The organism is Paenibacillus sp. Soil766 (assembly GCF_001428105.1).
In the GTDB taxonomy this organism is placed as follows: domain Bacteria; phylum Bacillota; class Bacilli; order Paenibacillales; family NBRC-103111; genus Paenibacillus_E.
In genome coordinates this window covers 16282-29133 of sequence record NZ_LMSJ01000034.1, presented here as the reverse complement: position 1 = coordinate 29133, position 12852 = coordinate 16282, and the positions used below count along the sequence as shown (strand labels likewise).

At 44.4% G+C, this 12852-nt stretch carries 12 protein-coding genes; 1 reads left to right on the top strand and 11 read right to left on the bottom strand.

Going from position 1 to position 12852, the window contains the following annotated elements; genetic code table 11:
- Nucleotides 1-10: 10 nt before the first annotated feature.
- The 8 genes from ASG89_RS23720 to ASG89_RS23685 form a co-directional block, all read right to left on the bottom strand.
- Nucleotides 11-730, bottom strand: a complete 720-nt coding sequence (locus tag ASG89_RS23720) for a hypothetical protein (RefSeq protein ID WP_057313502.1) — start codon at nucleotides 728-730, stop codon at nucleotides 11-13.
- Between the two features lie 8 nt (nucleotides 731-738).
- The gene (locus tag ASG89_RS23715) at nucleotides 739-1350 is read right to left on the bottom strand and encodes a PilN domain-containing protein (protein ID WP_057313501.1); all 612 of its coding nucleotides are present in this window, start codon (nucleotides 1348-1350) and stop codon (nucleotides 739-741) included.
- Between the two features lie 5 nt (nucleotides 1351-1355).
- Entirely contained in the window at nucleotides 1356-2354 is a 999-nt protein-coding gene (gene pilM, locus ASG89_RS23710) for a type IV pilus biogenesis protein PilM (RefSeq protein WP_057313500.1), read from the bottom strand.
- 75 nt (nucleotides 2355-2429) lie between these two features.
- Nucleotides 2430-3068: a prepilin-type N-terminal cleavage/methylation domain-containing protein gene (locus tag ASG89_RS23705; RefSeq protein ID WP_057313499.1), complete on the bottom strand. Its 639-nt coding sequence runs from the start codon at nucleotides 3066-3068 to the stop codon at nucleotides 2430-2432.
- A gap of 46 nt (nucleotides 3069-3114) precedes the next feature.
- Nucleotides 3115-4341 (bottom strand): type II secretion system F family protein, encoded by a 1227-nt coding sequence (locus ASG89_RS23700; RefSeq protein ID WP_057313498.1) that lies wholly within the window; start codon nucleotides 4339-4341, stop codon nucleotides 3115-3117.
- A gap of 24 nt (nucleotides 4342-4365) precedes the next feature.
- Complete coding sequence (locus ASG89_RS23695; RefSeq protein WP_063868104.1) at nucleotides 4366-6096, bottom strand: GspE/PulE family protein; 1731 nt, start codon at nucleotides 6094-6096, stop codon at nucleotides 4366-4368.
- 60 nt (nucleotides 6097-6156) lie between these two features.
- Nucleotides 6157-7176, bottom strand: coding sequence for a VanW family protein (locus ASG89_RS23690; RefSeq protein ID WP_057313496.1), 1020 nt, complete (start codon nucleotides 7174-7176; stop codon nucleotides 6157-6159).
- 590 nt (nucleotides 7177-7766) lie between these two features.
- Nucleotides 7767-8612 (bottom strand): helix-turn-helix domain-containing protein, encoded by an 846-nt coding sequence (locus ASG89_RS23685; RefSeq protein ID WP_057313495.1) that lies wholly within the window; start codon nucleotides 8610-8612, stop codon nucleotides 7767-7769.
- Nucleotides 8613-9116: 504 nt separating this feature from the next.
- Between ASG89_RS23685 and ASG89_RS23680 the strand changes: the two genes are divergently transcribed.
- Nucleotides 9117-9608 (top strand): cysteine dioxygenase, encoded by a 492-nt coding sequence (locus tag ASG89_RS23680; RefSeq protein ID WP_057313494.1) that lies wholly within the window; start codon nucleotides 9117-9119, stop codon nucleotides 9606-9608.
- 67 nt (nucleotides 9609-9675) lie between these two features.
- On the opposite strand, the gene ASG89_RS23675 is transcribed toward ASG89_RS23680, so the two are convergent.
- From ASG89_RS23675 to ASG89_RS23665, 3 genes are all read right to left on the bottom strand, one after another.
- A complete protein-coding gene (locus ASG89_RS23675) occupies nucleotides 9676-11058 on the bottom strand; it encodes a glycine--tRNA ligase (protein ID WP_057313493.1) in 1383 nt (460 codons plus the stop codon).
- A 345-nt stretch (nucleotides 11059-11403) separates the two neighbouring features.
- Nucleotides 11404-12204, bottom strand: a complete 801-nt coding sequence (locus tag ASG89_RS23670; RefSeq protein WP_057313492.1) for a carbon-nitrogen family hydrolase — start codon at nucleotides 12202-12204, stop codon at nucleotides 11404-11406.
- 63 nt (nucleotides 12205-12267) lie between these two features.
- On the bottom strand, nucleotides 12268-12804 hold the full coding sequence (locus tag ASG89_RS23665) for a DUF1572 family protein (protein WP_082593532.1): 537 nt from the start codon (nucleotides 12802-12804) through the stop codon (nucleotides 12268-12270).
- Between the last annotated feature and the right edge of the window lie 48 nt (nucleotides 12805-12852).

Here is a 12852-nt window from a genome sequence, read left to right as displayed (position 1 = left end):
CATGTTTTCGTTAATAGACTGGATTGGACTTACCAGCAGGTTTACTATAAGGAACTGGTAAAGGTTCTTTGAAAAACTTCTGTAAACCAGGAGCATAATACGAGACTAAGGAAACATTCACCGTGATCTCACGTTTTAAGGCATTCAGCTTGACAGGTGCTCCACCCTTCACCGCAAAAGTCAACTTGTCAACTTGCATCAAGCGATTTGTCGTTTGCAGCTCTTCTAGGTAGCGATGAATTTGCTGATAGTCGCCTTTAGCCGTTGTGTTGAGCTTAATTGGAATAGCTAAAGATGGCATAGATGGAGCTGCAGGAGCTGGTGTTGTATTTCCATTCGCGGGTGCCGGGCTGCTCTGTGGTGAGACAGCAGAAGCTGTTATCACTGGATCCGCCACCTTCCCAATTTCAAAGTTGTAGCTAGCCAGCGACATCTTTGTGATAACTTCCAGCATGCGAATATCGCGAATGAGCCCTTCTACATCCGGTACTTCAGGAACACGTATCCGCGTTTGTGCAAGACCGACTTGTTCCGCAGGGCCTATTGCACTTCCACCAGAAGCCCGTTTATTCAAGTCATCTAATTCTTTCTTTTTTTGTACCAAAAGATGTGCTTTAGTTGCCTTATCACTTTGTAATGGAGCGATGAAGTTGATATACATCATCACGAGTGCCAACGTAAGAATGATGGCTGCGATGATTTGATTTCTAGTGGAGCTGAGCATGCTCATTCGTTCGATCAACCTTTCTTGTTGGCATCGGACTTGTATTGAAGCTCGAATGTCGCTTGAATTACGGGTAATGGCGGTTCCGTAACCACAGGTGCATTTTTATCTTCAGGCGTTGAAGCCACTTTGTTCATACCACTTGTAGATAGTAACGTAAATGAGGCTGAAGCCTTTGTCGCCTGCATGAACGTGATGACATCTTCACTTGAAGCAAAATTCCCTGTTACCTTGAGCTTATTACCATCTCCAAAGGAGAGAGCAGTTAGATTCGATGCGAGTGGCATTAGCGCAGAAAGCTTATCTAACACGTCGATAGTCATCGGTTTACTAGCACTCAATTGCTTCGGCATTGCAACGAAATCGGCAACTGCCCCTGCCGTTGGAGAACTGGCTATCTTCGATTTACCTTCCTTGATTTGAAGGTTCACTTGCTCCAATGCCGTATTCGTCTTCTTTAATTCTGACTTCGCGCTCGTGTACATCCATCCCATGCCGCCAACAACTAGCACGATTGCAGTCATAAAGACATAACGTAGAAGCGGGCTTGTACCTGCTTGTTCTTCGTGCCGCATTTGCAGCAAGTTAATTTCGATGGACTGTAGTTTCTGTACGCCTGCACTCATCTTCCCTAAGCCCCTTTCATCGCCAATCCAACTGGAACCGCGTAAGCTTGACATGTTGTATCTTCGTCTTTCAGAATCGCTGGCAATGGAAATGAGGTGATCTCACCAGTGAAAGCACTTTCCAGATGTTCAGGGAGTGTAGTAATCCAGTCATGATCGCCTACAAGATATACAAGTTCGACATGCTTTTGATCCGTGGAAACGGTATATTGGAAATAATTCAGGACTCGACCAAGCTCCATAGATAGATTACGAGCATAAGCTGCAAGTTGATCTGTTCCCGTATCTAAGAAGAAACTCGTATTAATTTGAATAGAACGGAAAAACACAGGGATGCCATCCACGAATATGCTGACATCCGCATGATCGGGCTCGACATGCAGCAGCATGAATCGATCCTTCATCGCGGTGCCGGTTAACCGTGTATGACGTACCAACATGCGGTGTAAGGCTAGTGGTGCCAAATCAACGGACACAGGTACTAACCCTGACTGCTTCACAACGTGCGCATAGCTTTCAACGACCTCACCTGGTGTTGCAAAAATAAGCACTTCCTCTTGCGCTAACGCTTTGGCGGATTTCGAAGTGCCCTCCACAGAAGCCGCTGCTTCATCCTTCGGTGCGCCTAATCTAACGAAGTCAAATACAGGATTCTTAAATGGCAGCTGCTGTCCACCATGTAATTCAACGTCAATCATGTTGCGTAATGCTTTATCTTTTAAGGCCGAAAAGACTGATTTACGCAGCACCACATTGGAAAGCGGCACTGTCACATTGATATGCGCTCCTTGTAACCCAATTTGCTTGACTAGGGTTGAGATGCGTGCAATGACCGAGTCTTCGTCCACGAATTTTCCGTGTTTAATACTGCCTCTATCCAGCGCTATGGAATGACGCTGTGTCAGGGTAACCTGTCCATTCACGTTCATAATTTCAACCAGCTTTGCTTCTGTATCCGAAATTTGCATGCCGTATGTGTACTTGCTCGTTTTCTTTGCGAACATTGCGGTAACTCCTCTCGGTTATGCATGACTAGAAATGGGCACGCCGCCTGAGGCGGCGCGCTTCTGGTTTAGGGATTAAGGTAAATCTAGAGCTTCTGTATCAATTTTTTCTTCATCTAAATCGCTCATATAAGTCACAGCTGTTGTTTGTTTACCTACTAAAGTTACTGTATAACTAAATACGCCAGCCGTATTCGTAATTTCTACTAATGAACCGTCAGTTCCACCAGTATTCGGAGCAGTGAATGTACCAGCGTTATACGTTTCTCCTTTATTTGATGGATCTTGTGGGACGGATTGCAAATAACCTAAAGCTTTCATCTTCTCCATGTTAATGATCGTTGGTGCAGTCGTGCTAACATTGACACCTTCACCAGAAATATAGAGTCTTGCAGCGTCTACTAGCATATGAGCATTAGAACGATGAGCGCTTTGTTTTGATTTCTCAATAATTGTGGAGATTGAAGGAATAGCGATAGCTGCAATAATAGCAATAATAACGATTACCGCTAGCAATTCGATTAGTGTCAAACCTTTTTCATTCTTCATTGCGTCGCGGAAAGACATTTTAGGAGCTTTAAATCCTTTAATTTGTTTGTTTTCCATTACCATAGCGTTCATTTCATTCCCACCTCTAGGTTTATTTTGGTTATGTACGTGCTCTTGCCAAGCTTGTGATGCATTATGTTGTAGGGCTAGTAAAGCCGCCGACATTTTTTCTATCACCTCCCTTCAAGCAGATAAAGCTTGATCATGATCACTACAAGTAATTTTCGTACATCTTAAACATAGGGCTCATAATGGCAGCTACGATGACTCCGACTAATGCAGATATGAATAGCAGCATGAGTGGCTCGATCACCGCTTTTAATCGGTCTACGCTCTGATCAACATCAGCTTCAAAGAAATCCGCGATCTTGGAAAGCATATTATCAACTTGTCCTGTTTCTTCACCTATAATGAGCATTTGCACAACCATTTTAGGGAAAATCCCGCTTTGTTGAATCGGCTCAGAGAGCATCTTGCCTTGCTGTAAGCTGTCTTTCGCCTCTCGAAGCACTTTGGCAATGACACGATTGCCAACAACCTTCTCTGTGACATCCAGTGCTTGAAGCACAGGCACTGCACTTACGAAAAGTGAAGACAACGTACGTGTCATACGAGCTACAGCTGCTTTTTTGAGAATAATACCGAACACCGGAATACGAAACTTGATCGAATCGATCCAGTATTTCCCTTCCTCCCCTGACACGAACAATCGGTATAAGAAAATGACACCAATTAATCCGGCCACGAACATCCACCAATAATGAATGATCGCATCACTGGCAGCCATTACGAATCGAGTGATTAACGGTAATTCCGAACCTTGCTCCATAAACATATCTGCGAAGGTCGGTACAATCTTCAAGAGCAGGAAAATAACGACGACAACTGCTATAACGAGGACGATAATCGGATACGTCATCGCTGATTTCACTTTTTGAACCGTCTTGTGTTCTTTCTCGTAGTGTTCCGCCATTCGCTCCAGGACTTCGTCCAAATTCCCTCCGGTTTCGCCCGAAGCCATCATATTGACGAACATATCGGGAAATACCTTTGGGTGTTCACCCATCCCTTTGGACAATGGGTGCCCGCTTCTTATTTGTTCCGAAATATCACCTAAAGCCGCTTTCAAATATTTGGAGGTCGATTGGTCTTCTAGAATCGAAACGGCTTGGTCAATTTGAATCCCAGCTCGGATCAACGTAGCGAATTGCCGACAAAAGATGACGAAGTCTTCTAGCTTGACTGCCCTTCCGATATGAATCTCCAGATCCATCGTTGTCTTTCGCTGCTCTTGAATACTCCGAATGGTAATCCCGCGTCCTCGTAACTCCGTAATCGCCAGCTGTTTGTTCTGGGCTTTCACCAAGCCCTTCAGCTTCTTGCCGCTTTCATTGACGGCTTCATACGTAAAGTTCGCCAAGTTATTGTTCACCCCCATTCATAGCCTTCTTCAGTCCAACTGCTATTCGTCTGCTACGGCTTTCAACACTTCTTCGATTGTGGTATGTCCTTGGCGAATCTTGAGCAAGCCATCATAGAGCATGTTTTTAAAACCATTCTTCATCAAATGCTGCTCTAACTCGCTAATAGGTCGATTCTGCACAATGAGGCTGCGCAAAGGTTCATCAACAACTAACAGCTCATGCACGGCTATTCGACCTCTGTAGCCTGTTTTATTGCATGTTCCGCAGCCCTTGCCTCTCGTTACCATGATCGGTTTATCCATGGCTCTCGGCGAAGTCATAGGAACTACAACACCTGTTCCAGTTCCCGCCAGTTGTTGTTCAGTCCCGCTTAACAGCCCATGCGTTTCCAGCAGCTTCATTTCATCCTCCCTGGCAGGTACCTGCGCAGCACATTCACGACATACACGTCGTACTAGGCGCTGAGCCACGATACAGGATAGCGATGACGCGATCAAGTAGGAATCAATTCCCATATCAACAAGTCTGCTAATCGTACTTACCGCACTGTTTGTATGGATGGTGCTTAACACCAAGTGCCCCGTAAGGGAAGCACGTACTGCAATTTCTGCTGTCTCTGCATCCCGGACCTCCCCGACCATAACAATGTTCGGATCTTGTCTGAGAATGGAGCGTAAACCAGATGCGAAAGTTAGCCCAATCTGCGAATTAACCTGTACTTGCGTTACACCATTCATTCGATATTCGACTGGATCCTCAACTGTGATGATTTTGACATCATCGCCATTTAATTGGCCCAGTGCTGAATAGAGAGTTGATGTTTTCCCGCTTCCCGTAGGTCCTGAGATCAGCATGATCCCATTCGGCTTTCCAATCATTTTGTCGAATTTCAGCAGATTCGCATCACTTAGTCCCAATTCGGCAATTTTTTTAACCCCTGCCGATTGATCTAGGATCCGAAGAACGATACTTTCACCATGTACTGTCGGTAATGTCGAGACCCGGATATCAATTCGGCGGTTATCCACCTGCATCTGGATTCGACCATCTTGCGGCAGTCGTCTTTCCGCGATGTTCAACTTTGCAATGATTTTTAATCTCGCTGTCAACACACCTTGCATATGTTTCGGCAGCGCTTTCTCCGTTCGAAGCACACCATCGATTCGGTACTTCACAATCAGCTGTTTCTCCTGAGGATCAACATGAATATCGGACGCCCTCTGCTGCACAGCGGATTGAATGATTTGATTGACCAGCTTGACGATCGGTGAGCCTTGATCATTCGCTTCAGTTTCCTCATCTTTAATCTCGATTTTATCTAAGTCGACCATCAATTCATCGACAGATTCTTTCATGCCATAATTTTTCGTGATAGCTTGCTCGACCTCAGACCGAATCGCGATGACAGGCTGTACACTCATGTTCGTTGCCATTCGAATTTCTTCAATAGCTCCATAGTTCAACGGATCAACCATTGCAACTTTGATTTTGCCATTCTTACGTTCAATGGGGATAACACAGTGCTTGCGAGCAAGCGTTTCTGGAATGAGTTGAACGGTTTGCATATCGAGCTGAGTCTCAAACATGTTAACAACCGGAAAACCTAACTGAAATTCCAGCACTTCAACCAGTTGTCTTTCTGTGATCAACCCTTTATCGATAAGAATCTCACCGATTTTCTTCCTCGTGTGCACTTGCTGCTTCAGCCCTTGTTCAAGCTGATCCTCTGTGATGAGTCCGTTCATGACAAATAATTCACCTATGCGCATTGGGGGGTCCTCCCTTCTGTTAATAGAGTACGTGACGGATCTGTGCATCCTAACAAGTGATTAAGGTGATTTAAGCTCTTCCGCCGTTGGCGCCTTTGCAATGACAGTTGGATGCGGTGCGTAGTAATCTTTATATATCAACTCGTTCTTGCCATCATTCTTCCTATCCGCGAACACTTTGACTAGAAGTCCAGATTGACCTTCACTACGTTTATCACCTTGACCAGCTAGTGTAAAATCTGTAAGTGCAATGCTCTCTGGTGCAAATACTTCTTTACTAACCGTGATTTTCGGACCTTTCCAATCCGCTTCCGGTTTCCCATTGAACGTAACGACAGGTGTTTCCCCGTTATAGATCACGCCTACTGTAATGGCTACATCGATCGAATTATAGAAGGTTAAATCCCTCAAATCACTTTGAAAATTTACGTCAAATCCAGCAGCAGCATAATCGGGATTATCTTGATGCGGATAACGCTCACCAACTTGCATGCCAGCACGCAGTGCAGCTTCATACAATAAGGATGCAACGTGTGATAACTCGTCAGCCTTCTTCTCAGGCACTTTGCCTTTACTGACCTCAGTCAACCAAGCTTGATAAGAGAACAGCTTCCCTGGTTCAATCTTGATCAGTCCTGCATGTTCCAACCAGACTTTCTCATTCGCATTTACAGCGACAATACTCTGTGCTTGCGAAATGACTTGCATACCCGATGTTGAAGTCTTGTCTGGTGATGTTGAAACTGCTGGTGTACTTGTAGGCGTACTTGCCAATACAGCTGTAGGCGATGCCAAGGCAATAGTCATTGCCGTTGATGCCGGTTTAACCGATTGCTTAGTACTTTCTTTCCCCTCACCTGCTGCAAGCGCTGTCCCTTTCGTTGAAGCATGATCCGTGTCTTTCCAGAACATCAAACTTTCTAGTTTGTGCTCTGAATTCCACTCAATGAACCCTGCCGCCGATAACCCATATACACTTCCAGAACCAACGACGCCTAGAAGAAGAATCCATTTAATAGGCTGCAGGATCAAGGCCCTTCTTCGTTGTCTCATAGCCAACCGTCCCTCAAAGCTCGACATTTTCCCTCCCGTTTCGGTGGGATGCCTCAAATATAGACGGTAAATTCTGTAGCGCAAATCATACATATTTATTAATTCAAATGACCTAATGCATGAACTATAATTCTTAAGCCACGTTAGCCATTCAGACGCTATTTTATAGGGAATTCAATCTATTTGGGGGCTGGGACGGAGGGCTGAAGTCGGGACTTCGTAATAGAAGTCGTACTTAGGAAGCGGTTTCATGTAGTTCTTTTGAAGCGCCAAATTACCTTGTAAGTTTTGCAGCTTCTATATATCACTTGCATATATTTCTGATCGAACGTGCTTTTTCAGCAAATTAACTAAAAAATGGGTCTTCCTTGTATATTTTTGGAGAATATATTTGACACTGCTTATCTGAAAAATGTGGATATGCCTAGACATGTAAGGGATTTTATACGCTGCTTCTAAAAGAAAACCCGCAAGTAACATACAAAAAAAGCCCCGATCCTCACATACATCGTGATAGATCGAAGCTTTTTTCCTCTAATTTGAACCATTCCTCAGCTTATTGCGTCCTTATGTATAAACCGTTTGTCGAGCATATGTATATCCGCTTGCCCTCCGCATTAAATTGCGCCAAGAACACTAAGTATCAATGATGCTTTCGAATTAACTTTCAATTTGCGATTGATCTTCGTTACGTAAACACGCACAGTGTTCTCACTGATCCCCAAAACTTTGCCGATTTGCTTATAATCGTAATCCAGCAGCCAATATGTCGCGACTTCTTTTTCACGCAGCGTCAGCTTGAAAGCTTTCAATCGTTCTTCCAACATTTCCTCAACGAACCATGTTTTACTTTGCAACTCGGTCTTTCTAAGCTCATATTCAAGCAGAAGAGCAATTGATTTGATACACGGATACATAAAAGGTGCCGAAATATACTGGAAAGCAGTCAAGACTAAGTAACCGATGATCAGATTATCTGCCGTTTGAATCGGAACGCACATTGTCACCCAGTTATGCATCGTATCCAGATAATGATCCTCGCCACTAATCCAAACTGGGCGCTGAAGATCAATGGCTGCCGAAACCGCATTGGTCCCCGCACTTGACAGCGATAACGAAGATCCGATCCCGATGTTGTTCAAATTCGCGGCTTGCAAGATAGATCGTTCATCCCCATTAATCGATAGAATGACCCCATGATTATCTGTTACCATCAATAAATTAGGAAAGTAGAAGGTGTTCGTCTTCAGATGTGCTTGCCGAAGGATGACATCCATGAGTCCTTGGTTTTTAGCTAACAGCCGTTCCATCATTTTTCCTTGCACGCGAAACCTCACGCGCGTCGAATCTCTTTGAACGCCATTAAGAAATGATTTCTCATGCAGCTTAGTTATCTCCGGTTGTGAAATGCCGACTCTCTCTGTAAATTCATGCATTTGCGTCTCTTCAGCTAATCCTTGCATCAATCCCACTCCTTTTTCCTATGTAACCCCGAAATGAATAGCATCCATGCTGTGAGTAGAATTGAATTATTTGTCGTATGCCGTCGCCCCGATCTTCACAACCTTTACAAATTTATGTATTTTTCGCACATGTGTCACTAACTATAAGGCTCAAATCGAATGCTTGAAATAGTGCAAAGGTAGTAATTCTAAGAATATAGTATACTTGCACTACAAAAAGATAGCGTTTGCAATATTTCCATCAGGATTAAGGATTTCTGGCATGTGCCGTTCGTAGGATATATACGAAATAAGTGTCCCACCTCTCCTCCAATGCCGATTGCATGACTTCCCAACACAGCTAATCGTTCGAAATTAGAGATAGTCGATTTCTAATAGTACGTAAAAAATTACCCTAATACCCCTAACGCATTCAGCTCCGAAGGCATATTATATAAACAAAACTTATCCTTTACCAAATTAATTCTGATAAAGAGATAAGAATGCCTAGGAGGCGAGATGCCAATGACGCTCATCAGAGCAATTGAACAGACATTCTGTAAGTTGTACGCACCCACTCTGGAACAATTAATAGAGGCCCTTCAATCGATAGAGCGAAATCTATCCTTCGTTCCAGACCTCAAAACCGAGCCAACACAACTGCCTTATGGCCGAAATGTAGTGTTTAGCTCACCCGATCTAGAAGTTATCGTCATCCACATTCCAGCTTCCCGCTCTACAGCCATCCATAACCATGGGTTGTCTATTGGCGCGGCTTATTTATGCTTAGGTTCCTTAGTAAATTCAACCTTTTCGTTAGATTCAGAGGGCTTTCCCGTTGCTCAAAAGGATGACTTCATTCAATCCGGAGAATATTTCACTGCGCCTGCTGAGCAAATTCACCAATTAAGCAATCCTTTTCATGAGCCGGCTATTTCAATCCATGTGTATACACCGCCGCTGCGTGAAGTTAGACGTTACTTACCTTATAGTGATGTCTTAGATTATGTTATCTAGCGAAAAACCCCTTGCAAGCCTACGTCATATTGACGAGCTTACAAGGGGTTTTCTAATTTATCAACGATTAGAATTGTAGCGCATTTTCGATAAAGGCTTTCAATTCAGAAATCGGCATACGCGTTTGTTCCATCGTATCACGATCACGAACCGTTACTTGCCCATCTGTCTCGGACTCGAAATCGTAGGTGATACAGAATGGTGTACCGATCTCATCATGACGACGGTATCTTTTACCAATCGATCCTGTATCATCGTAATCCACCATGAAATGCTTCGCAAGATCAGCAAACACAGCCTGTGCACCTTCATTTAATTTCTTGGAAAGTGGGAAGATCGCTGCTTTCATTGGTGCCAATGCAGGGTGGAAGTGAAGAACCGTACGGCTGTCATCACCTTCCAGTTTCTGCTCTTCGAATGCATCAATCAGAAGCGCTAATGTAACTCGGTCTGCTCCTAGGGATGGCTCGATACAATAAGGAACATAACGCTCATTCGTTTCTTGATCAATGTAGTTGAAATCTTCACCGGAATGCGCCATGTGCTGCTTCAAATCGAAGTCTGTACGATCCGCGATGCCCCATAACTCGCCCCAACCAAACGGGAATTTGTACTCGATATCTGTTGTCGCATTACTGTAATGGGACAACTCATCCTCGTTATGGTCACGAAGACGAAGATGATCTGGCTTGGCACCTAGGGAAAGCAACCAGTTATGGCAGAAGCTTCTCCAGTACTCGAACCATTTCATGTCTTCACCTGGTTTGCAGAAGAACTCAAGTTCCATTTGTTCGAATTCACGCGTACGGAACGTAAAGTTACCTGGCGTGATTTCGTTACGGAAGCTTTTACCGATTTGACCGATACCGAATGGCAGCTTTTTACGCATCGTACGTTGTGCGTTTTTGAAGTTAACGAAGATCCCTTGCGCCGTTTCAGGACGTAGATAAACAACGTTAGAACTCGCTTCTGTTACACCTTGGAACGTTTTGAACATCAAGTTGAACTGACGAATATCTGTGAAATCTTTACTTCCGCAATCTGGACACACGATGTTATGCTCCACGATCAGCTTCATCATGTCATCAAACGTCATTCCATCAACGATGATTTCGATATCCTTCTCAGCCAGCTTGTTTTCGATCAATTTATCCGCGCGGTGACGGGCTTTACAGCTTTTGCAATCGATCATTGGATCATTAAAGTTCCCTACGTGACCGGATGCAACCCATGCTTGCGGGTTCATCAAGATCGCTGCGTCTAAACCAACGTTATACGGGGATTCTTGAATGAATTTTTTCCACCATGCGCGTTTAATGTTGTTTTTCAATTCAACACCAAGCGGGCCGTAATCCCATGTATTTGCCAAACCGCCATAAATTTCTGAACCTGGGAATACAAAACCTCTGTGCTTCGCTAATGCGACGACTTGCTCCATTGTTACACTCATTGTTCAATCGCTCCTTAAGCTTGTGGTAGTGGGTCTTCGCCCGAAGATGACCGTATGGATATGAGCAAACATCAAAAAAGCTCAACATCCAAAGGCATCAAAGAATGCCTAGGGACGAGAGCTTTAGCACCCGCGGTTCCACCCTAGTTGATATACCTGATACAAGCATATATCCCCTTTATCGTATAGGCTCCGGATAGCCGTTTCCTTGACCTTCATTCTGGGCTTTCACCAACCCCAGCTCGCTGAACATGAAGTGCTTCAAGTACTATTCATCCTTCACAGCCATAATTGATCATTCAATTGGTCTTAGTTTACAGAATATCGAAGCAAAAATCAATCTCCCTAGTACAAATGGGGCCGGCGATCTTCAAAAACGGGGATCTTGCCCCGTACACGCACAACTTCTTCTAAATCAATTGTCGTTCGAAGAATTGCTTCGGTCTCATCACCTTCAACGAGCACCTCGCCCCAAGGGTCGATGACCATCGAGTGACCGAAGAAATTCGTCGTACCGCTCGTCCCTACACGATTGCAAGAAACGACGTACATTTGATTCTCAATCGCGCGCGCCATAAGAAGTGTACGCCAGTGATGCAGTCGCGGATGTGGCCATTCCGCAGGCACGAACATAATTCGTGCTCCATCTAAAGCCAATTTACGTGACAGCTCCGGAAAACGAATATCATAACAAATCATTGCCCCAGCCGGTACCCCTTCTAGCTCAAACAAGCCTAGTTGCTCCCCGCTGTGTAAAAATTTCTCTTCATCCATGAGTCGGAATAGATGAATTTTGGAATATTCTGCGATCTCGTTACCCTCGCGATCCCAGGCATAAATCGTGTTAAGCACACGATCCTCTTTTTTATCCGCTATCGATCCGCCAATAATATTGACGCTGTGAGTTCGAGCAAATTCACTTAAGAACGCTTTCGTTCTCTCGCCATTTACATCCGCAAGTTGATGAATTTCAGTTAGGGCATAGCCGGTATTCCACATTTCGGGGAAAATCAGAACATCGGGCTTCTTCTCGGCTTCCATCGCTTCCTGCAGCAGCTTCGCTAGGTGCGCAAAATTCGCGTCGGGATCACCGATCGTAATATCCATTTGAATAAGTGCAAGGTTCAGTAATTGATTTTGGGACATGGATGAAGACTCCTTCCGGATAAAAAAATTGCTTTATGTGTACATACTAGTCGAAATGTGCGGCTAACTCAACTTCGTTGGTTTAAACTGCTTAGATTGACCTCGCGCAATACTGAGCGTATTCCAATCCTGACTAGCCCAGTGCTTGCAAAGCAGCACGATTTGCCCGACATGATAGCCATAATGCGACACTTGCCGTTGAATCGCTTGGATGACCGTAAGGCTTTCACCACGAATCTGGATGTCAGACAGCACGTCGTCAGGTGTCAACGAGCGAAGCGTTTCAAACAGCACCTGCCAACCCGCTTCCCATAACAGCAACAGCTCTTCACGCGAAAGTTGATCACCTTCAAACTCACCATCGCGGTCACGCGTCTCTTTTTCCCCATCGGAGGTTAAGAAATCGGTCCAACGGGACAACATATTCCCATGCATATGTTTGATAAGCACTTCAAGAGAATTTGATTCTTCATCTAATGTCTGATAAAAGAAAGCCTCATCTGTTTGGGCGAAAGCTTTGTCCGCCAGCTTCTTCATACTTTGAAATGCACGAATCGATTCCTGTAAAAATACTTCAGCAACTTGCGTGTTCGTTATCATCCGCATTCATCTCCTTCGACATTTGGACATTTACTATCTCAATAGTAT

Coding starts and splice junctions, on each gene's coding strand:
- ASG89_RS23720 (WP_057313502.1), bottom strand. CDS start 730: ATGAGCATGCTCAGCTCCACTAGAAATCAAATCATCGCAGCCATCATT.
- ASG89_RS23715 (WP_057313501.1), bottom strand. CDS start 1,350: ATGAGTGCAGGCGTACAGAAACTACAGTCCATCGAAATTAACTTGCTG.
- pilM (WP_057313500.1), bottom strand. CDS start 2,354: ATGTTCGCAAAGAAAACGAGCAAGTACACATACGGCATGCAAATTTCG.
- ASG89_RS23705 (WP_057313499.1), bottom strand. CDS start 3,068: ATGTCGGCGGCTTTACTAGCCCTACAACATAATGCATCACAAGCTTGG.
- ASG89_RS23700 (WP_057313498.1), bottom strand. CDS start 4,341: ATGGGGGTGAACAATAACTTGGCGAACTTTACGTATGAAGCCGTCAAT.
- ASG89_RS23695 (WP_063868104.1), bottom strand. CDS start 6,096: ATGCGCATAGGTGAATTATTTGTCATGAACGGACTCATCACAGAGGAT.
- ASG89_RS23690 (WP_057313496.1), bottom strand. CDS start 7,176: ATGTCGAGCTTTGAGGGACGGTTGGCTATGAGACAACGAAGAAGGGCC.
- ASG89_RS23685 (WP_057313495.1), bottom strand. CDS start 8,612: ATGCAAGGATTAGCTGAAGAGACGCAAATGCATGAATTTACAGAGAGA.
- ASG89_RS23680 (WP_057313494.1), top strand. CDS start 9,117: ATGACGCTCATCAGAGCAATTGAACAGACATTCTGTAAGTTGTACGCA.
- ASG89_RS23675 (WP_057313493.1), bottom strand. CDS start 11,058: ATGAGTGTAACAATGGAGCAAGTCGTCGCATTAGCGAAGCACAGAGGT.
- ASG89_RS23670 (WP_057313492.1), bottom strand. CDS start 12,204: ATGTCCCAAAATCAATTACTGAACCTTGCACTTATTCAAATGGATATT.
- ASG89_RS23665 (WP_082593532.1), bottom strand. CDS start 12,804: ATGATAACGAACACGCAAGTTGCTGAAGTATTTTTACAGGAATCGATT.